General features: G+C 66.3%; 16 protein-coding genes. 5 read left to right on the top strand and 11 right to left on the bottom strand.

Annotated features, from left to right (window positions below; all coding sequences use genetic code 11):
• Window positions 1-68: 68 nt before the first annotated feature.
• The 3 genes from U4960_RS00510 to U4960_RS00520 form a co-directional block, all read right to left on the bottom strand.
• A complete protein-coding gene (locus U4960_RS00510; RefSeq protein WP_324261666.1) occupies window positions 69-2,624 on the bottom strand; it encodes a TonB-dependent receptor plug domain-containing protein in 2,556 nt (851 codons plus the stop codon).
• A gap of 161 nt (window positions 2,625-2,785) precedes the next feature.
• A complete protein-coding gene (locus tag U4960_RS00515; protein ID WP_324261667.1) occupies window positions 2,786-5,149 on the bottom strand; it encodes an FtsK/SpoIIIE family DNA translocase in 2,364 nt (787 codons plus the stop codon).
• Between the two features lie 81 nt (window positions 5,150-5,230).
• Window positions 5,231-5,800 carry a thiamine phosphate synthase gene (locus tag U4960_RS00520; RefSeq protein ID WP_324261668.1) on the bottom strand — a complete coding sequence of 190 codons (570 nt, stop codon included), beginning with the start codon at window positions 5,798-5,800 and terminating at the stop codon, window positions 5,231-5,233.
• Here U4960_RS00520 and U4960_RS00525 point away from each other — a divergent pair.
• Window positions 5,799-6,461 carry a YggS family pyridoxal phosphate-dependent enzyme gene (locus U4960_RS00525; RefSeq protein WP_324261669.1) on the top strand — a complete coding sequence of 221 codons (663 nt, stop codon included), beginning with the start codon at window positions 5,799-5,801 and terminating at the stop codon, window positions 6,459-6,461. The genes U4960_RS00520 and U4960_RS00525 overlap by 2 nt on opposite strands.
• 63 nt (window positions 6,462-6,524) lie before the next feature.
• On the opposite strand, the gene U4960_RS00530 is transcribed toward U4960_RS00525, so the two are convergent.
• From U4960_RS00530 to U4960_RS00540, 3 genes are all read right to left on the bottom strand, one after another.
• Window positions 6,525-9,224 carry a TonB-dependent receptor gene (locus U4960_RS00530; RefSeq protein ID WP_324263140.1) on the bottom strand — a complete coding sequence of 900 codons (2,700 nt, stop codon included), beginning with the start codon at window positions 9,222-9,224 and terminating at the stop codon, window positions 6,525-6,527.
• 112 nt (window positions 9,225-9,336) lie between these two features.
• On the bottom strand, window positions 9,337-12,096 hold the full coding sequence (locus U4960_RS00535; RefSeq protein ID WP_324261670.1) for a [protein-PII] uridylyltransferase: 2,760 nt from the start codon (window positions 12,094-12,096) through the stop codon (window positions 9,337-9,339).
• Window positions 12,093-13,784, bottom strand: a complete 1,692-nt coding sequence (locus tag U4960_RS00540) for a class I adenylate-forming enzyme family protein (protein WP_324261671.1) — start codon at window positions 13,782-13,784, stop codon at window positions 12,093-12,095. The genes U4960_RS00535 and U4960_RS00540 overlap by 4 nt, the downstream gene beginning before the upstream one ends.
• Before the next feature lie 130 nt (window positions 13,785-13,914).
• On the opposite strand from U4960_RS00540, the gene lgt reads away from it, so the two are divergent.
• Both lgt and U4960_RS00550 read left to right on the top strand, forming a co-directional pair.
• Complete coding sequence (lgt, locus tag U4960_RS00545) at window positions 13,915-14,829, top strand: prolipoprotein diacylglyceryl transferase (protein WP_416379128.1); 915 nt, start codon at window positions 13,915-13,917, stop codon at window positions 14,827-14,829.
• 19 nt (window positions 14,830-14,848) lie between these two features.
• On the top strand, window positions 14,849-15,919 hold the full coding sequence (locus tag U4960_RS00550) for a class I SAM-dependent methyltransferase (RefSeq protein ID WP_324261673.1): 1,071 nt from the start codon (window positions 14,849-14,851) through the stop codon (window positions 15,917-15,919).
• Here the strand turns inward: U4960_RS00550 and U4960_RS00555 are convergent.
• From U4960_RS00555 to U4960_RS00570, 4 genes are read right to left on the bottom strand one after another with little or no spacing between them, the layout of a single operon-like run.
• The gene (locus tag U4960_RS00555) at window positions 15,910-16,959 is read right to left on the bottom strand and encodes a DNA polymerase III subunit delta (RefSeq protein WP_324261674.1); all 1,050 of its coding nucleotides are present in this window, start codon (window positions 16,957-16,959) and stop codon (window positions 15,910-15,912) included. The genes U4960_RS00550 and U4960_RS00555 overlap by 10 nt on opposite strands.
• 35 nt (window positions 16,960-16,994) lie before the next feature.
• Complete coding sequence (lptE, locus tag U4960_RS00560; RefSeq protein WP_324261675.1) at window positions 16,995-17,486, bottom strand: LPS assembly lipoprotein LptE; 492 nt, start codon at window positions 17,484-17,486, stop codon at window positions 16,995-16,997.
• The gene (gene leuS, locus U4960_RS00565) at window positions 17,483-20,008 is read right to left on the bottom strand and encodes a leucine--tRNA ligase (RefSeq protein WP_324261676.1); all 2,526 of its coding nucleotides are present in this window, start codon (window positions 20,006-20,008) and stop codon (window positions 17,483-17,485) included. Before leuS ends, lptE begins: the two co-directional genes overlap by 4 nt.
• Window positions 20,009-20,023: 15 nt before the next feature.
• On the bottom strand, window positions 20,024-20,476 hold the full coding sequence (locus tag U4960_RS00570; protein WP_324263141.1) for a DUF3576 domain-containing protein: 453 nt from the start codon (window positions 20,474-20,476) through the stop codon (window positions 20,024-20,026).
• A gap of 416 nt (window positions 20,477-20,892) precedes the next feature.
• On the opposite strand from U4960_RS00570, the gene U4960_RS00575 reads away from it, so the two are divergent.
• Window positions 20,893-21,645: a hypothetical protein gene (locus U4960_RS00575; protein ID WP_324261677.1), complete on the top strand. Its 753-nt coding sequence runs from the start codon at window positions 20,893-20,895 to the stop codon at window positions 21,643-21,645.
• A gap of 156 nt (window positions 21,646-21,801) precedes the next feature.
• A complete protein-coding gene (phbB, locus tag U4960_RS00580; protein ID WP_324261678.1) occupies window positions 21,802-22,524 on the top strand; it encodes an acetoacetyl-CoA reductase in 723 nt (240 codons plus the stop codon).
• 69 nt (window positions 22,525-22,593) lie between these two features.
• On the opposite strand, the gene U4960_RS00585 is transcribed toward phbB, so the two are convergent.
• The gene (locus tag U4960_RS00585; RefSeq protein ID WP_324261679.1) at window positions 22,594-23,676 is read right to left on the bottom strand and encodes an HD-GYP domain-containing protein; all 1,083 of its coding nucleotides are present in this window, start codon (window positions 23,674-23,676) and stop codon (window positions 22,594-22,596) included.
• Between the last annotated feature and the right edge of the window lie 32 nt (window positions 23,677-23,708).

Genomic DNA, 23,708 nt, shown 5'->3' on the forward strand with positions numbered 1-23,708 from the left:
CCGCGTCTGCACGAGGCAGCAATCGGGGATGGCGGGCACGCGAAGCTCGCGCACCCGCCCCTCTCCGATCAGAAGTCGACGCTGACGCGCCCGTAGACAAACCGGCCGCTGAAGCCGAACGGCGACTGCGACGAGTAGGGCAGGAAGGCATTGTTCGCCCCGAACGGCGCAACGAACGGCAGGCGGTCAGGATACTGATCGAGCAGGTTGTTCGCACCAACAGCAAGCTGCAGGGTCTCGATCGGATTGAAGCGCACTTCCAGATCGACCACCGTTTCAGGCGACATCGTCAGGTCGTTGTTCGCGGCACCCTTGGGCACGGCGATGTCCGTCGTCGTGCCCGGCAGGAACACGCTGCCATAGCGGTTGGCACGGGCGGTCAGACCGACGGGGCCGTATTCCCAGTCTAGCCCGATGTTCAGCTTGTTGGAAGGCTGGCCATCAGTGAGGCGGAAGGATTCCGGGCGGGCAAACAGGCGCCCGGTGCCGAAAATCCCGAAGCTGCGGCGATCAGTGATTTCCGTGTCGTTGATGTTGTAACCGGCCGTCAGCGTGATCGCGCCGATGCCGAAATCGGGCATACGATAGCTGGCGACCACATCGACGCCCTGCGTGCGGGTGTCGATGCCATTGATGAAGAACCGGGCCGAAGTGCCTGCAACGTTGGCCGCTTGCAGCAGGGCAACCACGTCGGCACCCTGCAGGTTCTCGGTCAGAGTGATGCGGTCGTTGATCTTGATGTTGTAGTAATCGACCGTGACGCTGAGCCGCGGGATCATGTTGAAAACGAGGCCGCCACCGATGTTGACCGACTTTTCGGCCTCCAGCGGTTCCGCGCCCAGTGCCACGGCAATGGGCGAGCCGACCGGGAAGGTGCCGACTTCAATCAGGGTGCCGTTCACATTGTTGGTGCTGGTGGCCGAGAAGAACTGCTGGGCCATGCCGGGCGCGCGGAAGCCGGTCGAAATCGACCCGCGGAACGCGAGGCCGTCCACCGGCTCCAGCCGGGCCGCCAGCTTGCCGTTCAGCGTGCCGCCGAAGTCCGAGAAGTTCTCATATCGGCCCGCGACCTGCACGTTCAGCATTTCGCTGATGTCGGTGTCGAGCTCGAGATAGACGGCAAAGCTGTCGCGCGATGCGTCAACTGCGGTGCTCGGGCTGAAGCCCGGGAACACCTGGGCACCCGGCGCGGCACCGTTGGTGAAGGCAAACGGACCGGCGACATAGCTGCCCAGCTCGCCCGGAACGATCTTGTAGTTCTCGTTGCGCCATTCGCCGCCGAACGCCAGCGAGGTTTCGCCGATGCCCAGATCGATGGCGCGCTGCACGTCCAGGTTGACCGAAGTCTGGCCCGACCGCAGCCCGCCGGCGTAGAATTTGCGCGCGCTGGCCGCGCCGCCCAGCGAGGTGTTGACGGTGTTCGAGATGTCATAGTCGAGCGTGTTGGAACCATAGTTGATCGAAAGATCGAAGTTCCACTCGCCGGATTCGCCGCGAATCCCGCCTGCAACCGCCTTGTCGCGGATCTCGCTGTTGATCAGCGGCAGGAAGCCGTCGGGATAGATGGGAATGAAGGTCGTCGTGCTGGCCGACCAGTCACGGTTGCGGGGGTCATTGGACCGGCGATAGAAACCTGCGCCGTTGCCATCGCGCACGCCGTAGCTGCCGAAGGCGTAAAGCTCCAGGCTGTCACCCAGGTCTGCTCCGGCGTTGACGAAGAAGTTGAAATCCTTCGATTCGCCATCGCCGAACCGGTGGCTGTAGCGGTCAATCGTCGCCTCGCGCGGGTCGCCTGCAGCCACGTACTGGCGCCGCAGATCGGCACCCGAGCGGTTGGTGGGCGAGCGATCCTTGTACTCGGCAGTGAGGTTCAGATAGCCGGTTGCCCCGACCGGCAGGCCGATGTTGCTGGCAATCGTATAGGTATCGCCGTCGCGACGCTTGCGGTCCTCGCCGGTGAAGGTGATCGCCGGATTGTCGCTGGCGCCCGTGGTGGGCGAAACGCTGGCGACCTGGGCCACGCCGTCCATCTCGGTGATGTACTTGCCGAAGCTCGCCTGGGCGCGGCCGCCTTCACGCTTCTTGAGCTGGATGTTGATCACGCCGGCAATGGCGTCGGAACCGTACTGGGAGGCAGCACCGTCACGCAGCACTTCGATCCGGTCGATGGCCAGCGGCGGAATGGTGTTCATGTCGACACCCGCCGACCCGCGACCGACCGAACCGTTGAGGTTGAGCAGCGAGGACAGGTGGCGGCGCTTGCCGTTGACCAGCACCAGCACCTGGTCCGGCGCAAGGCCGCGCAGGGTGGCGGGGCGCAGCGAGTCGGTGCCATCGGTCAGCGAAGGCTGCGGGAAGTTGAACGAAGGGACCAGGTTGTTGAGCAGCCGGTTGGTCTCGGTCGAGCCCTGGTTGAGCAGCGCTTCGGACCCGATCACGTCAATCGGCACAGCGCTGTCAGCAATCGTGCGGTCGGTCCGCCGGGTGCCGGTCACGATGATCAGCGGATCATCGGCGTTATCGGCAGATGCGCCGGCATCCTGGGCCATGGCCGGAGCGGCCAGCGTTGCGGCGGCGATCGCGAAGGCGGCTGCGCCGGTGCAGAACGAATGGCGTTGCGACATATTCTAAACTCCCCTGAAACGTCCAACCCAAGCTTTGGGGGACGCAAAACGGCGGGGCAATCGCGCGGCAGGAGGCTGGCGCCGAATTTCCGGCGGTGTTGCAACAGTGTTACAATCTTGCCCTGTGAGCGATCACCTGGGGCCGATTGTTACGACGGCAACTAAAGCGGGTTGCCATCCTTGTCGCGGTAGATCTCGCGGCGGCCGACGTGGTTGGCGGGTCCGACGAGGCCTTCTTCCTCCATCCGCTCGATCCACTTGGCGGCGGTGTTGTAGCCCACGCCCATCTGGCGCTGGAGCCACGATCCGCTCGCCTTCTGGTTCTCGAACACGATCTGGCAGGCCTGGCGGAACTTGCGCTCCTCCGGATTGTCCGAGGCGGTCAGTTCGTCGTCATAGCCATAGGCGAAGCCTTCCTCCGGCTCCTCCGTCACCGCATCGACATAGTCGGGCTTGCCCTGCCCGCGCCAATGATCGGCCACCCGCTCGACCTCCTCGTCGCTGACAAACGGGCCGTGCACGCGCAACAGCGCGCCGGTGTTGGGCTTGTAGAGCATGTCGCCCTTGCCCAGCAGCTGCTCTGCCCCCTGCTCGCCCAGGATGGTGCGGCTGTCGATCCGGCTGGTCACCTTGAAACTGATCCGGGTCGGCAGGTTGGCCTTGATGACGCCGGTGATGACATCGACCGAGGGGCGCTGCGTGGCCATGATCAGGTGGATGCCCGCCGCGCGGCTCTTCTGGCTGAGCCGCTGGATCAGCACCTCGATTTCCTTGCCCACGGTGACCATCAGGTCGGCCAGTTCGTCGACGATCAGCACGATCAGCGGCAGCGGCTGGAAATCGAGCTGCTCTTCCTCGTAGAGTTCCTCGCCCGTTTCCGGGTCGAAACCGGTCTGCACCCGCCGCCCGAGCGGGGTGCCCTTGGCGGCTGCGGCGCGGACTTTCTCGTTGAAGGAGTTGATGTTGCGCGAGCTGATGCTCGACATCATCCGGTAGCGCCGCTCCATCTCCTCGACCGCCCACTTCAAGGCCCGGACCGATTTGGCCGGCTCGGTGACCACCGGGCTGAGGAGGTGGGGGATGTCGTCGTAGGTCTTCAGCTCCAGCACCTTGGGATCGACCAGGATCAGGCGGCACTCTTCGGGCGTGAAGCGGTAGAGCAGCGAAAGCAGGATGGTGTTGAGGCCGACCGACTTGCCCGACCCCGTGGTGCCCGCCACCAGCAGGTGAGGCATGGCGGCAAGGTCGGCCACGATCGGTTCGCCCGCGATATCCTTGCCCAGGATGATCGGCAGGTTGCCCTTCGATTCGGCAAAGGCCGCGCAAGACGCCAGTTCGCGGAAGCTGACCATCTGCCGGTCCGCATTGGGCAGTTCGATCCCCATCACGGTGCGCCCGGGAATGGGGCTGACGCGAGCGCTGATCGCGCTCATGTTGCGCGCGATGTCTTCCGCAAGCCCGACCACGCGGCTGGCCTTGATGCCGGGGGCGGGCTCCAGCTCGTACATCGTCACCACCGGGCCGGTGCGGACGGCAGTAATCTCGCCCTTGACGTTGAAATCGTCGAGCACGGTTTCGAGCAGGCGGGCATTGCGCTCCAGCGCCAGCTTGTCGAGCTTGACCGTCTTGTCGGGCGGGGCCTGTTCGAGCAGATCGATGCTGGGCAGCTGATAATTGGCAAACATGTCGCGCTGCCTCGCCGCTGCGGGCGAGGCTTTGCGTGGCGGGGCAGAGGGATCGGTGATTTCAGGCGCGCGGCGGGCGGGCTGCTCGATCACCGGTTCGGCGTCCCGGCCCTGGCGGCGGGCCTTGGTTGGGGGCGCTGCCTCGTCTTCCCCGGCATCGTCCAGCGCGGGGCGGGCCCGGCGCGGGATGGCCGGCCAGGGCAGATCGCGCATGAAGCCGGGCAAGGTCAGCAGCGAGCGCCAGTCGAGTGCGAAGACCCGGGTCGCCAGCGTGGCACCGCCCGCGAGGCACAGGAGCGCCAGCCCCAGCGTCGTCCAGCTTTGCGCCGCTTCCGGCAGGCGCCCGGCGACCGCGCCGATTGCGGCCGAGCCGAGCAGCCCGGTCACGCCGCCAAGGGAGGCGGGCAGCGCACCGCCCGGGCCGCTGAAAGCGAGCGAGAGCACGGTTGACAGGAGCGCCATGGCCAGCAGCAGGACGGCCACCGGCCGCCACCAGCGGGTGCGGTCATCCGCCTCCTCGTCCTCGACTTCGCGCCACAGCTTGCGCGCCCCGATATAGAGCAGCGGCAGCAGGAGCAGACCGGGCAGGCCGAACAGGAACAGCACCCGTTCCGAAGCCCAGGCTCCGCTTGCCCCCATCCAATTGGCGATGGCCGTGCCATCGGCGGCGGTCGATGGGCTGGGATCGGTCTGGGTATAGCTGGCAAGGGCAAGGGCGAGAAAGACCATTGCCGCAAGCAGCGCCCCCGCACCCGCCATCTGGCTGGCGCGGCGCAGCGAGCGGCGGAAGGCAGCCTTCCAGTCCGCCTGTGGTGCTTTTCCGATTGCCCGCGTGGCCATGCGCCGATCCCTGCTTCCCTCTGACGTGGCACCATGAATCCGGGCGGACTCCGCGTCAAGCACGCAGCTGCGAGACGACAGTCAGGCGAGCCCGTCAATCGCCCCCCAGCGCGGCCAGTTCAGCGCGCGCGCACCTTCGGCTGTCATGCCGCCCAGTGCGATGACAGGGACCAGTGCCTGCTGCGCCAGCACGGTGAAGCCATGGATACCCAGCACGCCCGCCCCCGGATGGGTGCGGGTGGGAAACACCGGCGAAAGGAACACCCCGTCAAGCTGCGCCTGATTGGCTGCCTGCAGCTCGTCACCATCATGCGCCGTGCCGAGGCGCAGTCCGCCCGCCTGCGACGCGATCCGGGCCACGCTGCCGTAAACACCGTCAGCGCCCCAGCCCGCCCCCCATTTCGCGCCGTTTGCGGCATCGCCCGCCAGAACAACTGTGTGCCCGTGCGCGCGGGCCAGCGCCGCCAGCTGGTCAAACCGGGCGCGGCGCTCCGGCCCGGCAAGATGGTAGTGCCGGAAGACGAAGCCGGAGCCATGCGGCAACCGTGCCAGTGCCCCCTCCAGAGCCGCATCGTTGCGGGCATCGCTGAAGAGCCACAGCAGGGGAAGGGTCTGGCGCGAAGACATCGGGGCACTATAGCGCATTGCCATGCAGATAGCTTCCTCCCCGCTCGACCAGGTCCACACCAGCATTGCCCGGGCCTGCAAGGCCTCGCGCCGTGACCCCGCTGACGTGACCCTGATTGCGGTCAGCAAGACGCAAGGGCCCGGAGCGATCCTTCCCCTGCTCGAACAGGGCCAGCGGGTGTTCGGCGAGAACCGGGTGCAGGAAGCGCAGGGCAAATGGCCCGCGTTGAAGGCGCAGTTTCCCGATATCAGCCTGCATCTGGTCGGCCAGCTTCAGTCGAACAAGGCCGATGACGCTGTCGTCCTGTTCGATTGCATCCATTCGGTGGACCGGCCGAGCCTGGTCACGGCGCTGGGCAAGGCGATGGACAAGGCCGGCAAGCGTGTGCCGTGTTTCGTCCAGGTCAATGTGGGCGAGGAAGACCAGAAGGGTGGCTGCGCGCTGGCCGATCTGCCGGCCCTGCTCGATCAGGCCCGTGCGGCAGGCATTCCGCTGGCCGGGCTGATGTGCGTGCCGCCGGCCGGGATCGAGCCGGCCCCGTTCTTCGCTCTGCTGGCGAAGCTGGCGGCAGACAACGGCCTCTCCGGGCTCAGCATGGGCATGAGCGGTGATTTCGAGACCGCCGTCATGCTCGGCGCCAGCCACGTGCGGGTTGGCACGGCGCTGTTTGGCGAGCGGTCCTAGTACGCGAAAAGAGGGGCGCCTCTTGCGAGACGCCCCCCATGTTCTCCCGTCAGGAAGCTCGGATCAGAAGCTGCCGCGCAGGGTGATCCCGTAGGTCCGGGGCTCGGCAAGGAAGGCCGAGTAGGTCTGCTGCGGTGCCACGAACGGCGTGTTGAACGCCACCTGGGTGTACTGCTTGTCAAACAGGTTCTGGACCCAGCCTTCGATCGCGAACCGGTCGGCGATGTTGGTCACCCCGATGCGGCCATTGACCACGACGAAGCCATCCTGCTCCTTGCCATAAAGCAGATCGGAGCCGGTGTTGTAGTCGCCGGTCATGCGGGCGTTGACGAACACCAGGCCGCGCATCCCCGAGGCACTGATTTCCGGGGTCCACGAGGCCGAGGCCGTTGCGGTGATTTCCGGTGCGTTCGACATGTTGTCGCCCGGCAGCAGGCGCAGCGCCGGATCCAGCGGCGCGCCGGTATCTCTGCCGATCAGGTCGTTCTCGAACTTGGTGTCGGCATACGTCAGGCCAAGCGTGAAACCGAGATCCGGAATCGGGTTGATCGTGGCTTCCATTTCGAAACCTTGCGCGATCACGCCGGGCTGGATCTGGTCGGGAGAGCAGGCCCCGGTGGCGGCGCTGGCGTCGCGATCAGCCCCGTTCAGGGCAGTGCCGCAGCTGTTGACGTTCTGGACCAGGAAGACCGAGCCGTTGAACGTGTTGAGCTGGAAGTTGCTGAATTCCTGACGGAAGGCTGCAACGCTGAGGCCGAACTCGCGAGTCGAGTACTTGGCGCCGATTTCAAAGGCCTTGACCGTCTCTTCCTCGAACTGGAGGTTCGAGACGTTGACGGTATTGCGGTTGAAGAACACCGGGTTGGCCAGGGCCGAACGGTCAAGGTTGAAACCGCCAGCCTTGTAGCCGCGCGAGTACGACGCGTAGGTCATCAGGTCCGGGGTCGGCTTCCAGCTCAGGATTGCCGTACCGGTGAACTCGTCCTCGTCACGCTTGTCGGACAGCGACAGGCCATCCAGTTCGGCGCTCGAATTGCCCTGGCAGGACAGCGCAATCAGGCCGCCGGCAAGACCCGCCAGCGGGCCGCTCAGCAACGGGCTGAGGCGGGCGCGGTTGGTCGGGCAGAAGGTGTTGTCGTTGCCGAAGGTTGCATCGAACTTCTTGGTTTCGTTGGTGTACCGCAGGCCCAGCGTCAGATCGAGCGTATCGGTGATGCGGAAGATGTTGTGAGTGAAGAGGGCGAAGTTCTCGCTCTTCTGGTTGTAGACGTCACCCGTGCCGCCACGGTCGCGGACCTGGGCCAGCGTATCGAGGCCGGCGAAGATCAGCGGCGTTGCCGCGCCGAACGCACCAGCGCCGCCATTGGCAGCCTGGAGGGCACCGCGGCCACCGGCGCTGAGACAGCCGGTGCTGCCCGGCGAAACCAGCGCCGGGTTGATTGCCAGCACGATGCGGCACGGCGCGAACGCACCATACTGCGTGCCGAAGCGCAGGTTGTCGCGCGTCTGCAGCTTCTCGTTGGCGTAGAAGCCGCCAACCAGCCAGTCGACCCGGTCGTCGAACAGGCTGCCCTGCAGACGGATTTCCTGGGTGAAGGTCTTGAACTCGCGCGCACCGGCGTTGGGGCCGGGGGTGCGATAGAGCAGGTCGACCGTGGTGTAGTCGGCGTCCGAGCCCTGGAAGTTGGAGTATTCCCGATAGCCCGTGATCGAGGTCAGTGTGACCGCGCCCAGTTCCCAGTTCAGCTCGCCCGAGATGCCGTAATCTTCGGTTTCGCCCTGATAGCTGCGACCGGCGGTGGGGTAGATGTTGCGGTTGAACGTGCTCTGGCTCAGCCCCAGCGGGTTCTGTCCGAGAGCGAGCAGGATCGGCACGATCGGGTTGCTGGTGCTGGTCAGGGCGCCGCCGGTGGTCGGCCGGGCGAACGAATCAAGCCCGGGGCTGACCCGCGCCAGCGGGGCAAAGTCCGGCTGCACGAAGGTGGCGGCGCAGCAGGCCTCGTCCTTCTTCGAATAGTCGCCGACCAGGCGGAAGCTGACAGAGTCACTCGGCTCGAACAGCATCTGGGCACGCACCAGGTAACGATCACGGTCGTTGATCCGGGTGCCGTTGGTCACGTCGTTGTAGAAGCCGTCACGCTTGAAATAGACGCCGTCGACCCGGGCCGCGATGGTGTCGCTCAGGGGGGCGTTGATCCCGCCTTCGATGCGCATGGCATCGAAGTTGCCATAGGTGAACGCGCCATAGCCGCTCAGCTCGAATTCGGGCGGGGCCGTGTAGACGCTGATCATGCCGGCCGAGGAGTTGCGGCCACCCAGCGTGCCCTGCGGGCCGCGCAGGATTTCGATCCGGTCGATCGGACCAAGCTCGCTCAGCGCATTGCCCGAGCGCGAACGGTAGACGCCATCGACGAACACCGCGACCGAGCTTTCGAGGCCGGGGTTGTCACCCACCGTGCCGATCCCGCGGATACGGGCCGAGCCGTTCGCTTCGTTACCGGTGGAGGAAACCAGCAGCGACGGGGCGACCTGGTTCAGTTCGCGGATGTCGGTGGTGCCGGACTTGGCCAGCATCTCGCCCGAGACCGCCGAAATGGCGACCGGAACATCGGCCAGCGACTGTTCGCGGCCCTGGGCGGTGACGACGATGATGTTGCTGTCATCGTCGGTCGTGCCCGCATCCTGTGCCAGCGCATAGTGCGGCAAGAATGCAGTGGCCACTCCGGCGAGGGCGAGCGCACGTAGGGTAAGGTTGGCCTTCATCATCTTCTCCTGCTTGGGCGATTGGTCGCTTTACGTCAGCGTTAACCGCAACCGCGCAGTTTGGGAATCGGCTACTCTGTCAACTGCACATTTTGGCTGACGAGTGTTGCGTCTATGCCTCTTGCAGCGCCGCCTGGCGTTCGTCGCTCGCGGCATCGAGCAGGGCCTCCTCGATCGCGTCCTTGCGCGCCCTGGCTTCCACTTTCGCCCCGATCAGGTCGGTCACGTAGAACGTGTCCACCGCCCGCTCGCCATAGGCGGTGACATGGGCCGAATGGACCATCAGCTGGCTTTCGAACAGGGCGCGGGCGAGCCGGTTGAGCAGCGCCGGCCGGTCCCGCGCGCTGACTTCGATCACGGTGAAGCGATTGGAGGCGCTGTTGTCGAAGGTGACCCGCGGACGGACTTCGAACGCGTGCGAACGGGTGATCGGCAGAGGACGCTGCGCCAGCTTGGGCACCAGTTCGACCCGGTTGGCCAGGGCATCGCCGATCGACTTTTCAATCCGGGCCAGCTGGCGAGGCTCCTCGAACGGGCGGCCATGCGGGTCCTGCACCAGGAAATTGTCGACCGCCCAGCCGCTCGAACTGGTGTGGATGCGCGCGTCGATGATGTTCGCGCCGGCGAGGTGGATGCCGCCGGCAATGCGGTAGAACAGGCCCGGATGGTCTGCCGCGATGACCGTCACCAGCGTCGCCCCACGCGCCGGGTAAACCTCGCAGTGGACAGACAGCTGCTCCTTTGCTTCCTGCGCCTCGGCAAACTGGACCAGGTTGAGTGCGACGATGTCCTCCGGCTCGGCAATCCAGTAGGCATCGCCCAGCGTGCCCTCGAACCGGTCGACCAGCGGTGCCTGTCCGGCCAGCGCGGCGCGGACCGCATCCTTCTTCGCCGCCACCCGGGCCTCGCGCCCGTGGCGCATGTGGCCCAGCCGCAGCCGTTCCTGCGCCGCATCGAACAGTTCGCCCAGCAACTGCCGCTTCCAGCTGTTCCAGGTGCCGGGGCCGACCGCGCGGATATCGACCGCAGTCAGGATCAGCAGGTGGCGCAGCCGCTCGATGCTCTGCACCTCGGCACAGAAATCCTCGATCGTCTTGGGATCGGTCAGGTCCCGCTTGAAGGCCGTCGCGCTCATCAGCAGATGCTTGGCGACCAGCCAGGCGACCAGCTCGGTCTCGTGCTCGTCCAGGCCGAAGCGCGGGCACAGTTCCTCCGCCACTTCGGCCCCCAGCACCGAATGGTCGCCGCCGCGCCCCTTGGCGATATCGTGCAGCAGCACCGAGACATAGGCCGCCCGGCGGGAGTTGATCTTGTGGACCAGCCGGCTTGATCGCGGATGGTCTTCGGTCAGTTCGCCGCGCTCGATCTTCGACAGCAGCCCGATTGCGCGGATGGTGTGTTCGTCCACCGTGTAGTGGTGGTACATGTCGAACTGCATCTGCGCGTTGACCTTGCCGAAATCGGGCACGAAGCGGCCGAACACGCCCGCTTCGTTCATCCACCGCAGCACGGCCTCGGGGTCATTGCGGCCTGACAGCAGGTCGACGAACAGGGCATTGGCCCGCGGATCATTGCGGACCTTGTCTCTGATCAGGCCGGAATCGCGGTTGGCCTGGCGCATCGCCTCCGGGTGGACTTCCAGCCCGTTGGCCTCGGCCAGCTGGAAGATCTCGATCAGCCGCACCGGATCCTGACGGAACCAGTCATCGCTGGGCGCGGCAATGCGGCCGCCGAACACCCGGTAGCCTTTCAGGCTGCGGGCGCGGGCGGTGAAGCCGGCAAAGAACCCGCGCCGAAGGCGGTTCTGGGCGAACTCCTCATCGATATGGGCCAGGAACACGCCGGTCAGGCTGCCGACCCGTTTTGCCTGGATGAAGTAGTACTGCATGAACCGCTCGACCGCGCTCTTGCCCGGACGGTCGGCGAACTTCATCCGCTGCGCCACGGCCCGCTGCTGGTCGAAGGTCAACCGGTCCTCCGCCCGGCCGGTCAGGGCATGGAGATGGCAGCGCACCGCCAGCATGAAGCCCTCGGCCCGGCGGAAGCTGCGATATTCCCCCGCGCTCAGCAGCCCGACCTCGACCAGTTCGGAAGCCGAACGGACCTTGTGGATATACTTGCCGATCCAGTAGAGCGTCTGCAGGTCGCGCAGCCCGCCCTTGCCATCCTTGACGTTGGGCTCGACGACATAGCGGCTGTCGCCCATGCGCTTGTGCCGGGCATTGCGCTCGGCCAGTTTCTCGCTGACGAACTGCCTCTCGCTGCCGGTCACCACTTCGGCCCAGAACCGGCGCCGGGCTTCATCGAACAGGTCGCGGTCACCCCACAGGTAACGGCCCTCGAGCAGGGCAGTCCGGATGGTGAGGTCGTCACGCGCCATGCGGACCATATCATCAGGCGTGCGGCTGGAATGGCCCACCTTGAGGCCCAGATCCCACAGGAAATAGAGCATTGCCTCGATCACCTGCTCGCACCAGGGCGCGCGGCGGGTGGGCGTGAGGAAGGCAATGTCGACGTCCGACTGGGGCGCCATTTCCGCCCGGCCATAACCGCCCACCGCCAGGATCGAGAGCCGTTCGCCGGAAGATCGGTTCGCCAGCGGATAGACGTCGGCCACCACGTGGTCGTGGATCAGGCGCACGATCTGGTCGATCAGGAAAGCATGGCCACCGGTGCATTCGTGCCCGGCCGAAGGCGCTGCCTCCAACCGCCGGTCCAGCTCCTGCCGCCCCGCATCAAGCGCATCGCGCAGCAGGGCCACGACCTGCGGGCGGGCACTGTCGCCCTGCTCCGCCGCCAGCGCCGCAATCTGCGCGGCGAGCGTCCGGCGATCGAGAATCGCGCGCTGACGGGGAATGGTCTGGCGGTTCAAGCGGCGAGGAACTCCTGGGTGTACTTTTCCCGCAGCGAACGCTTGTCGATCTTCTGGGTGCCAAGGCGTGGCAGGGTGTCATCCGCCCGCCAGTAGACCACCGGCTGCTTGAACGGGGCGAGCCGGGTGGCGAGGAAATCGCGCAGCTCGGCCTCGGACAGGTCGCGGCCCGGCTTGGTCAGGAAGACCGCGCCGACAATCTCGCCATAGCGTTCGTCCGGCAGGCCGAAGACCGAGCATTCGGCGATCGCGTCATGGGCATAGATCGCGTCTTCCACCTCGATGCAGGTCACGTTCTCGCCCCCGCGGATGATGATATCCCTCTTCCGGTCGACGATGAAGAGGTAGCCGTCCTCGTCCAGCCGCCCCAGATCGCCCGTGCGGAAATACATGTCGTCGGTGAAGGCGGCGGCCGTCGCGTCTTGGTTGTTCCAGTAGCCCAGGAAATTGCAGACCGAGCGGATGCAGACCTCGCCCACGCTACCCTGCGCCACCGGCTTTCCGGCATCGTCGAGGATGGCGAGATCGACCAGCGGGCGGCTCGGCTTGCCGGTGCTGGAAGGCTTGGCGAGATAGTTCTCGTTGAAGTTGCCGCAGCCCACGCCGTTGGTTTCGGTGAGGCCATAGCCGAGCAGCGGGAAACCGTCCGGAAAGGCGTCCCTGATCTTGGTGACGTGCTCCGGCGGACGCGGTGCGCCGCCGCCGGCCCAGCCCTTGCAGGTCGAGGTGTCGAACTTGTCGCGGTCAGGGTGGGTCGCCATTTCGTAGGTCATCAGCGGCACGCCGGCGAAATAGCTGACTTTCTCGTGATCGATCAGGCGCAGCGCCTCGCCCGCATCCCACTTGGCCATCAGCACGATCTTGCGGCCCAGCGCGAAGCTCTGGAGGAACAGCGGCACTTCGCCGGTTACATGGAACAGCGGCACGGCCAGGAGGGCGCAGGCCTGGGTGGTCGGCGCATTGCCGCCCGCATCGAGATAGCTGAACGCCATGAGCGACTGGAGCGCATAGCTCATCGCCCCGTGCACGACGCCGCGGTGATCGGAATAGGCCCCCTTGGAGCGACCGGTCGAACCGGAGGTGTAAAGCAGCGTCGCCAGGTCGTCCGGCCCCAGATCGGGCAGCGTCACCGCCGCCGGATCACCCCAGACATTGGCGAGGCCTTCGGCAGGCTCGCAATCATGGCTGAACAGCACGACTTCGGCGCCGTGCTCGATCCCGTCGAGCCGCGCGGCACGGGCCGTATCGGCCAGTACCAGCCTGGCTTCGACCAGGTCCACAGCATCGGCCAGTTCCTCGCCATTGGAAAACCCGTTGAGCAAGGTGGCGCAGCCGCCCGCCATGATGACGCCCATGTAGAGCACGATCCAGTTGGCCGAATTGCGCGCCGCGATCCCGACACGGTCGCCCCGCTTGAGGCTGTGGCGGACCAGCAACCCGGCCGCGACGTGGCGGGCAGCATCGTAAGTCTGCCCGAAAGTGAGGCGGCATTCGCCATCGACCAGGAACACCGCATCCTTGTGCTGCATGCAGTAGTGGCCGAAGTAATGCGCCAGGCTTGGCGGCGCATTCTTCAGCGCCGGAATGGACACACCCTTGCGTTCGAACGGGACGGTTTCAGCAGGCGCGCCCGGCGCGGTGAGCCGGTCCATGATGGCATCAAGGGTCGTGTCGAGCTCAGTCGGCATTTTTGTCCTCTCCATTGCGTGATCGGGCAAGACTTTCCCTGCGGGGTTTCGTCAAACCCCCGGCTGTGCCAAAGCCGCTGGAAAAGCCGGACCTGTCAGTTTGATCCATACCTAGGGGCTTCCCATCGTGCTGTCACTACTTGCCGCCACGTCAATCGCAGCAACCGGAACCGAACCTGCCATGCAGTGGATCGACCTTGGCCTGACCAAGGGGATCGACCTCGGTTTATTCGAACTGCGCTGGTACAGCCTGGCCTATCTCGCCGGGATCGTGCTCGGTTACTGGCACCTGACGCGGATGATCAAGGCACCGGGCGCGCCGATGGCGCAGCGCCATGCGGAGGACCTGTTCTTCTACTGCACGCTCGGCATCATCCTGGGCGGCCGGTTCGGCTATGCCCTGTTCTATCGCCCGGAACTGTTCGTCAGCTTCGGCGGAGACGGCTGGGTCAGCTGGGAACTGCTCCGGTTGTGGGACGGCGGGATGAGCTTCCACGGCGGGGTACTGGGCGTGCTGGCGGCGATCGCCTGGGTCGGCCTGCGCGCCGGGCTCAGCTTCCTGCGGGTGGCCGACTATATCGCCGTCTGCGTGCCGTTCGGGATGTTCTTCGGGCGGCTCGCCAACTTCGTCAACGGCGAGCTGTGGGGCCGCGCCACCGATGTTGCCTGGGCGATGGAGTTCTGCGACCTGCGCCACAGCGAGACCGAATGCCTGACGAGCGGCCTCGCCCGCCACCCCAGCCAGCTTTACCAGGCCGGGCTGGAAGGCCTGGCGCTGATCGTGATCCTGCTCTACCTGTTCTGGCGCACCCGCGCGCGCTACCGCCCGGGCTTGCTGGTCGGCGTGTTCACCCTCGGCATGGGCGTGGCCCGGTTCGTCAACGAATTCTTCCGTGAACCAGACGCGCACCTGCAGGAATTCGCCGCCGAGACCGGCCTGTCGATGGGCCAGTGGCTGACCATTCCGATGTTCGCGGTGGGCCTGTTCCTGATCGTGCGCGCACTGCGACGGCCGGAGCTGGCCGGCGGGCCGCCCCCGGCCTGACGCCCCGGGCAGGACGACCATGGGAGAGGATGACCAGCCGCTCGGCGCGATCTTCCGGCGCCTGATCCGCAACACCGGGCCAATCAGCGTCGCCCAGTTCATGGGCGAGAGCAACGCGCGCTACTATGGCGGGAAGGACCCGCTCGGCCTTGCCGGGGATTTCGTCACCGCGCCCGAGATCAGCCAGATGTTCGGCGAGCTGATCGGGCTGTGGTGCGCCGACATGTGGGTGCGGGCCGGGCGCGTCGAGCCGGTCCATTATGTCGAGCTGGGGCCGGGGCGCGGCACGCTGGCGAAGGATGCCCTGCGCGCCAGCCACCGTTACGGGTTTACGCCGCGGGTCCACTTTGTCGAAACCTCGCAGGCGTTGAAGGACGTGCAGCTGGAAACGCTGCCCGGCGCAGTCTGGCATCATGATCTGTCGACCATCCCGGTCGACGGGCCGGTCCTGCTGGTGGCGAACGAATTTCTCGATGCCCTGCCGATCCGGCAACTGGTGAAGACCGGCGCGGGCTGGCGCGAGCGGATGGTGGGGCTGGAGGATGACCGGTTCGTGTTCGTCGCCGGCAGCCAGCCGATGGACAGCGCCGTTCCGGCCGACCTGCGCGAAGCCGCCGAGGGCACCGTGCTCGAAACCTGCCCGGGGGCTGCGGCCACTGTCTACGAAGTGGCAGGGCGGCTGCGCGAACAGGGCGGGGCCGCGTTGTTCATCGACTATGGCCATGCCGAAACGCGCGCCGGGTCCACCCTTCAGGCCGTAGCGCAGCACCGCAAGGTCGATCCCTTCGCCGATCCCGGCGAGGCGGACCTGACTGCGCTGGTCGATTTCGCCACGCTGGCGCGGGTGGCGCAGTCGCGCGATGCCCGCCATCTCGGCACGGTCGGCCAGGGTGACTGGTTGCGGGCGCTGGGCATCGAGGCCCGTGCTGACGCGCTCGCCACGCGCGCACCCCATTTGCGCAGCGAAATTGCCCAGGCACGCGACCGGCTGATTGCCGACGACCAGATGGGTCGGTTGTTCAAGGTCATGGGGCTCGCCGCGCCGCACTGGCCCGATGGTGCCGGCTTCGCAGTGGCCGGTCAGCCCTGACGGCGCGTTGCGGCGGCCCCGGCGGCCACGCGGGCAATATCGGTCAGCCCCTGCGCCAGCAGGACTTCGGCGGCCTGGCTGTTGCCGATCAGCTCGCGGTGCAGCCCGGTCAGGCGGTCCACCAGCCGTGACAGCCGCTCCCCCCGCCAGATGCCAAGCTGGACCTCGATCTCGCGCTCTTCCTTGAAGAAGATCCGCCGCGCCTTGGTCTCGCTGGAAACAAAGCCGCGCACGTTCGGGCTGTTGCCGAGCCGGGCGGCAAGCTGGGCCAGCTGCGCCGCGCGCCGCTCGACCGCCAGCAGCACGCCGACCGGATTGAGCGACAGTTCGCGCATCCGCGCAATCTCGCCCGAGAGCCGCGCCCTGTCTCCGCCCAGCGCGGCGTTGACGATCGGACTGAGGCTGTCCTCCTCGCTCGCCGCGCCGATTGCGTCGAGCGCAGCCGCATCGGCAGCCCGGGGCGATTGCGGCGATGCGTCCAGGTAGAGCGCCAGCTTGTCGACTTCCGACTGGGCCAGCCGCAGGTCGAACAGGCAGGCGCCGGCGATCCGTTCCGCCAGATTGCCGCCCAGCTTCAGACCCGCCGCATCGCCCATCTGCCGCACGGCAAAGACAACATCGCCCAGCTCCGGCGGGTAGAACATTGCCACCAGCGAATCGCTGCGCGCCTCCAGCAGCTTGGCGGTGCGCGACTTGTCGGTGGCTCCGCTGGCGACGATCAGTACCGGACAGGCCTCTCCCTGGCCGGTCAGGTGGTTGCCGACCGCCTCGCACGCCTCGTCGCCCTGAGCCCGGACCAGGATATGGCGGCTCCCGCCGAACAGCGAACTGGACCGCGCCTCGTCCGCCAGCAGCACCGGATCGCGGCGGATGTCAGCGCCGGACAGTTCGACCCGCTCACCCGCATCGGGCAGGAGATCGACCACCGTCTTGACTGCCGCCCAGGCGCCTGATTCGTCAGGCCCGCAAAAGAAGAACACCTTGCAGGTGCGCGCCGCATCACGCGCGGCCTTGGCAAAATTCTTCTGGTTGGTCTTCACCGGTTCCCGTCACTGGCCCCCATCACTGGACCCCGTCACTGGCCTTTACGCAGTGTCAGCGCAATCTGGGTCGCTATCCGGCCGGATACCTCGCGCGCCAGGTTTTCCAGCGCAGTCTGCTCGGCAGCGATCGTGGCGTATTCGCTGGAGACCACATCGATCCCGGCATCCGATCCGGCGGTCGCATCGAGCAGGATGTCCCCGCTGGCCAGGTCGACCAGCTGGTAGCGCGCGCGCAGGATGCGCCGCTCTCGCCCGATGGTGTCATCGTTCAGCACACCCAGCCCTTCGAGCCGGTCATCGAGCCGCACGTCGAGCCGGTAACGCGGCGCGGCCTCACCGGCTGCGCCAAGCCGGTCAATCAGGGCATTGCGGACCAGCCACCCTGCCCGCCCTTCGATCATCGGCACCTCAATCGCCGCCAGCCCCTGCGCCACCGCGCCCTGGCTGCCGCCTGCATACATCGGCGAAAGCCCGCAGGCAGAGAGCGACAGAAGTGCCAGACAGAGGGCAGAAGCGCGGATCACGTGACGATATTCACCAGCCTGTCGGGCACCACGATCACCTTGCGGACCGGCGCCCCGTCAATCGAACGCTGCACTTTCTCGCTGGCAAGGGCAAGCGCTTCGAGCTCCTCGCGCGGCAGGCCCTTGGGTGCGGTCAGCGTGTCGCGCAGCTTGCCCATGTGCTGGACGGCTATGGTGACCTCGTCCTCGACCAGCAGTGCCGGATCGACTTCGGGCCAGTCGGCCAGGGCCACCAGGCCGGTTCCATCCATCGCTGCCCAGCCTTCTTCGGCCAGGTGCGGCATCATCGGCGAGGCCAGCTGCGCCATGGTGCGGATGGCATGGCTGCGGCTGGCAGACGGAGCCGCCTTGTCGACCGCGCTGGCGAGTTCATAGAGCCGCGCAACCGCCTTGTTGAATGACAGCGCCTCGATATCCTCGGCGACTGCCGCGACGGTCTGGTGCAGCTTGCGCAGCAAGGCCTGATCCTCGCCCTGCGCCGCAGCATCATACTGGCCGAACAGGCGCCACAGCCGTTGGACGAAGCGCCAGCACCCTTCGATGCCCGCTTCGGACCACGGCAGGTCACGTTCCGGCGGGCTGTCACTCAGCATGAACCAGCGCACGGCGTCTGCACCGTATCTGGCGATGATCGCGTCCGGGTCGACCACGTTTTTCTTCGACTTGGACATCTTGATCACCCGGCCGATCTCGACCGGGAAACCGTCTGCCCGCAGCACGGCGGAATCGCTGCGCCGCTCCACGTCATCGGGCATGAAATAGCTGCGCTGGCCATTGTCCGGGTCGCGCCGCGAATAGGTCTCGTGCGTCACCATGCCTTGCGTGAACAGGCTGGCGAAGGGCTCGGCAAAATCGAGCTTGCCGGTGTGCTGCAGCGCGCGGGTCCAGAAGCGGGCATAGAGCAGGTGCAGGATCGCGTGTTCGATCCCGCCGATATACTGTTCGACCGGGAGCCATTTCGCCACTTCCTCAGGGTCGAACGGCCGGTCAGCCGGCTGGCTGGCGAAACGCAGGAAATACCACGAGCTGTCGACGAAGGTGTCGAGCGTGTCGGTCTCCCGCTCCGCGTTGCCCCCGCATTTGGGGCACTGGGTGTGTTTCCAGGTCGGGTGGCGCAGCAGCGGGTTGCCGGGGGTCTGGAAGTCGACGTCCTCGGGCAGGGTGACGGGCAGCTGGTCCTTCGGTACCGGCACCACTCCGCAGGAATGACAATGGATGAACGGGATCGGGGTGCCCCAGTAACGCTGGCGGGACACGCCCCAGTCACGCAGGCGCCACACGGTCGTGCCCTTGCCCCAGCCTTCGCGCTCGGCCCGGCCGATCACTTCCTGCTTGGCGGCATCGACCTCCATCCCGTCAAGGAACTGCGAATTGACGAGCACCCCATCGCCCGCTTCGGCTTCGGTGCCGAACGGCACAGCGGCGTCGGCCAGGCTCGCGGCGACGACCCGCGGGATCGGCAGGCGGTACTTGGTGGCGAATTCGAAATCCCGCTGGTCATGCCCCGGCACCGCCATGATCGCGCCGGTGCCATAGTCCATCAGCACGAAATTGGCGATGAAGACCGGAAGGTTCGCCCCGGTGAACGGGTGGCGGGCGGAAAGGCCGGTGTCGAACCCGAGCTTCTCTGCCGTCTCCAGCTCCGCCGCAGTGGTGCCGCCCTTCTTGCAGCGGTCGATGAACTTGCCGGCTTCGCAATTGTTCATCGCCACGCCCTGCGCGACCGGGTGGTCAGGCGCGACCGCCACGAAGGTGGCGCCGAAGATCGTGTCCGGGCGGGTGGTATAGACCGGCAGCCGCTCACCGTTGCTGAGCTCGAACGCGAATTCGAGGCCCTGCGATTTGCCGATCCAGTTTTCCTGCATCAGCCGGACCTTTTCCGGCCAGGTGTCGAGCGTGCCGAGCCCGTCGAGCAGGTCTTCGGCGAAGTGGGTGATCTTGAGGAACCACTGATCGAGCTTGCGCTTTTCCACCTCGGCGCCCGAACGCCAGCCCTTGCCATCGATCACCTGCTCGTTGGCCAGCACGGTCATGTCGACCGGGTCCCAGTTGACCTCGCTGGTGCGGCGGTAAACCAGCCCGGCCTCATAGAGGTCGAGGAACAGCGCCTGTTCGTGGCCGTAATATTCCGGGTCACAGGTGGCGAATTCGCGGCTCCAGTCGAGCGCGAAGCCGATCCGCTTGAGCTGCGCCTTCATGTTGGCGATGTTCTCGCGGGTCCAGCCGCCGGGGTGGACGCCCTTTTCCATCGCCGCATTCTCGGCCGGCATCCCGAAGGCGTCCCACCCCATCGGGTGGAGCACCTCGAACCCGCGCATCCGCTTGTAGCGCGCCAGCACGTCACCCATGGTGTAATTGCGCACGTGGCCGATGTGGATGCGCCCGCTGGGATAGGGGAACATCTCCAGCACGTAGCTCTTGGGCTTGGCGCTGTTGCTGTCAGCCTCGAAGCAGCGCGCCTCGTCCCAGGCACGCTGCCAGCGGCCGTCGGCCTGCGACGGATCGAAACGGGTGTCGGTCATGGCGGGGACGAAATCTTAGCCGCGAATCGCCTGGCGGCGCAGGTCGCGCGCCTTGGTCAGGATAATATCCTCGAGCCGCTGCACGGTTGCAGCCTGGACCGGGGCATCGACCCAGCCACTGCCCTGCGAGACCTGGCGGCTGGCCGCCACGCGCACGGCGTCGGCCCGCAGGTCCTGATCGAGGATCGCCACGGTCATCTTGACCCGCTCACCCGGATTGGCCGGGTTGACGTACCAGTCGGTCACGATCACGCCGCCGGCGCTGTCTGCCTGCAGGAGGGGTGCGAAGCTGACCGCTTCCAGCGCAGCGCGCCAGAGGTAGGAGTTGACGCCGATGGTCGTCACCTGGCTGGCGGCAAGGTCGGCGCGCGGGCGCTCCCGCCCTCCGCACGCGGCAAGCGCGACCAGCGCCGTGCCGAGGACCAGCGAGCGTGCGATCGTCCGGCCGGACAGGGAAATGCGGGGCATCGCGATTGAGGCGGTCATGGCAGAGTGGCTTCCTTCAACTGTCTTGCGGTCTCTATAGCCTGCACGGCGCGCTCGGCAAGGCGCGGGGTGCAGGAATGCATCGCCGCTCCGGACAGGGGCGCGAACGGGGCGGCCAACAGGCCAGGGATAGCGGCGAACAGCGTGAACTGTGCCTGAATCCTCGCACGCATCCGCCCGGCCATCCCCGCGGCCTGTGTGCCGGATGCAACACTTTGAAAACAGACTGGGGCCACAGACCGGAAAGAGTCGCCAAGCCGTTGTCATGAATCTATCAAAACCGACGGCTAGACGAGCGCGACTCGGATCGGCACACCATGCCGGTCAGTCCATGTTCAGGCACCAAATGCTTGAATGACGGTTTAAGCCATACGGGGAAGGAACGGCAAGGCAGGCACATGGCACGCGTACGGGGCACTTCAGGCATGGGCAGCATTGCGCCGGCGCTGATCGCTGCGGCGCTGTTTGCCGTGCCGACTGCCGGCCTTGCGCTGGCCGGGCTCGACGCGGGCCTGGGCGCATCCGACACGATCCAGGCCACGCCCTTCACCCCCGCCAATGTCGATCCCGCGCTGGCCCGCCGCGTGCAGGACCGGATTGCCGCGCGGGGCAAGGCGATCCGTTTCACTCCGGCCGGCGCTGTCGCCGACGGGGAAAGCATGGTGACCGTGGCTGTCCGCGTCGATGGCGACACTGCCCGTGCGATTTCGGTCCGCTCGGCTCTGGCCGGGGTGCAGGGCGAAGCCGGCACCCGCAGTGTCACGCTGGCCGGCACCCGTTACAACCTCGGCATTGCGCGCGGCTACCAGAGCTTCGCCAAGCCGCAGGTACCGTCGATCTCCACCGGTCTGCGCGATGTCGCCATGCCTGACCTGGCTGATTTCAAGCCTTCGGAAGGCGCGGCGGACAAGCCAAGCCGCTTCCAGCCGCGGATCGCCCTCGAAACCGCCGAGACCAAGGGCCGCGCCCGCGGCACGCTGGAAGGGCTGGGTGAACAGTCGCTTGACGTGGGCGGTGCCTACCGCGTGACCCGCAATCTCAACGTGACCGCCGGGGTCCGCCTGTCGCAGGAACGTGACCGTCTCGCCCCGCTCAGCGACGGGCTGGAAGACGACAAGGCCGTTTACGTCGGCACCCAGTTCCGGTTCTGAAAGCCGCAGCTTGCCGCTGAATTCGTATGAGAGACCCCGCCCCGGCGGGGTTTTTCTTTGTCTGGTGCGAATCGCTCGCCTAGACTTTCCGTCGGGTCAAACTGACCGCGAAGTCACACTGGCCGTAAGGTCAAACCGGCATACGGGAGCGGAATCATGGGAAGAGTAGCGATTGTCACGGGCGGCACGCGCGGCATTGGTGAGGCGATCTGCCAGCGGCTGAAGAAGCAGGGGCACACCGTGATCGCCAACTATGCCGGCAACGAGGAAAAGGCCAAGGCCTTCACCGCCAAGACCGGCATCCCCGCCTACCGCTGGGACGTGGGTGACCATGAAGCCTGCCTGGCCGGATGCGCGCAGGTGGCCCGAGAACACGGGCCGGTCGATATCGTGGTCAACAACGCCGGCATCACCCGTGACGGTACGATGCACAAGATGACCTTCGATGACTGGAACGATGTCATGCGCATCAACCTGGGCGGCTGCTTCAACATGGCCAAGGCGACTTTCCCCGGAATGCGGGAGCGCGGCTGGGGCCGGATCGTCAACATCGGGTCCATCAACGGCCAGGCCGGGCAATACGGCCAGGTCAACTATGCCGCCGCCAAAAGCGGCATCCACGGCTTCACCAAGGCGCTGGCGCAGGAAGGCGCCAAGTTCGGGGTCACCGTCAACGCGATTGCGCCCGGGTATATCGACACCGACATGGTCGCCGCCGTTCCCCCGCCGGTGCTGGAAAAGATCGTCGCCAAGATCCCGGTCGGCCGTCTGGGCCAGGCAGAGGAAATCGCCCGCGGCGTGGCCTTCCTGACATCCGAGAACGGCGGCTTCGTGACCGGCTCCACGATGAGCATCAACGGCGGCCAGCATATGTATTGATGGCGGGAGGCGGCGGGCAGGCATCCGGCCTGATCGCCGCTTCGCCGCATCGGCGGCCATGCCAGAAGGCTAGGCCGACGCCGCCTCTTCAACAGCACAGCCATCGGCCCGGTCATCTTCGGGGACCGGCAGCGCGACATCGATGCTCGCAGCGAAGGCTTTCAGCAATTCGCTGTCAAAGTGGCCTTTCGACGCCACCATTTCCTCCAGCGCCCGGGCAGGCGACCAGGCCGCCTTGTAGGCACGGTTGGACGTGAGGGCGTCATAGACATCGCAGATCGCCCCCATGCGCGCGATGGTCGGAATCTGCGCCTCTGACAGACCGAGCGGATAGCCCGAGCCATCGATTTTCTCGTGATGCAGGTGAGCGACTTCCACTGCTGCGGCGGGCAGATCAGGGATATCCTGCAGGATCAGGAAGCCTTCGTGCGCGTGAGACTTGACCAGGGTGAATTCATCATCGGTCAGCGATCCCCGCTTGTGCAGCACTTCGCCGGGAACCCGCATCTTGCCGACATCGTGCAGCAGCCCCGCCAGTCCGCAGTCTCGCGCTTCGGCCTCGGGCATGCCGAGCTGGCGGGCAAGTTTCAGCATCAGCGCACAGACGGCCACCGAATGAAGATAGGTGTACTCGTCCGCCGTTTTCATCCGCACCGCATCGAGCAGCATATGCTCCCCGCGCTCGAACATCTCGTCGATTTCCGTGACCAGCCCGATCGCCTCTTCGACCGGAACGGACTTGCCCAGCCGGGCGGTGTCGAAAAGCTCCCGCACAACGGTTTTGGCACGCGCGACGGTGCGGATCGCCCGATCCTGCGCCGCGCGCTCGGCTGCACCGGGCGAGCCTGAGCTGGCGATCACCCGCCGGCGGGGGGCCTTCGCCGGCCTCTCCCCGATGCTCTCGACAAGCAGGGGCCGGGGTTCGCGCTGGGGTTCGCGCTGGGGTTCGGGCACTTCCTCATCAACCGGTCCGCAACCCAGCTCGTCATCGATTTCGACAAAGGGAATGGCGCAAGTGCGGAGCGCATCGACATCGGACTGGGCGGTGAGCTTGAAGCGGCTGCGCCAGAAGGGATGACGGAAGAAGGAGCCGCCGAGCGCGTGGATGTACATTCCAAGCCGAACCTGATTGGGATTGATCCGCCTGAGCACGTCCCTCGACCTCCGCTGCCGCTTTCATGCGA

The organism is Altererythrobacter sp. H2 (genome assembly GCF_035319885.1).
Classification (GTDB): domain Bacteria; phylum Pseudomonadota; class Alphaproteobacteria; order Sphingomonadales; family Sphingomonadaceae; genus 34-65-8.

Excerpts from the sequence above, each read along its gene's own strand:
- U4960_RS00530 (WP_324263140.1), bottom strand. The coding sequence starts at position 9,224 with ATGAAGGCCAACCTTACCCTACGTGCGCTCGCCCTCGCCGGAGTGGCC.
- leuS (WP_324261676.1), bottom strand. The coding sequence starts at position 20,008 with ATGACCGACACCCGTTTCGATCCGTCGCAGGCCGACGGCCGCTGGCAG.
- U4960_RS00515 (WP_324261667.1), bottom strand. The coding sequence starts at position 5,149 with ATGGCCACGCGGGCAATCGGAAAAGCACCACAGGCGGACTGGAAGGCT.
- phbB (WP_324261678.1), top strand. The coding sequence starts at position 21,802 with ATGGGAAGAGTAGCGATTGTCACGGGCGGCACGCGCGGCATTGGTGAG.
- U4960_RS00550 (WP_324261673.1), top strand. The coding sequence starts at position 14,849 with ATGGGAGAGGATGACCAGCCGCTCGGCGCGATCTTCCGGCGCCTGATC.
- U4960_RS00510 (WP_324261666.1), bottom strand. The coding sequence starts at position 2,624 with ATGTCGCAACGCCATTCGTTCTGCACCGGCGCAGCCGCCTTCGCGATC.
- U4960_RS00540 (WP_324261671.1), bottom strand. The coding sequence starts at position 13,784 with ATGCCGACTGAGCTCGACACGACCCTTGATGCCATCATGGACCGGCTC.
- U4960_RS00570 (WP_324263141.1), bottom strand. The coding sequence starts at position 20,476 with ATGCCCCGCATTTCCCTGTCCGGCCGGACGATCGCACGCTCGCTGGTC.
- U4960_RS00520 (WP_324261668.1), bottom strand. The coding sequence starts at position 5,800 with ATGGCAATGCGCTATAGTGCCCCGATGTCTTCGCGCCAGACCCTTCCC.
- U4960_RS00525 (WP_324261669.1), top strand. The coding sequence starts at position 5,799 with ATGCAGATAGCTTCCTCCCCGCTCGACCAGGTCCACACCAGCATTGCC.
- U4960_RS00575 (WP_324261677.1), top strand. The coding sequence starts at position 20,893 with ATGGCACGCGTACGGGGCACTTCAGGCATGGGCAGCATTGCGCCGGCG.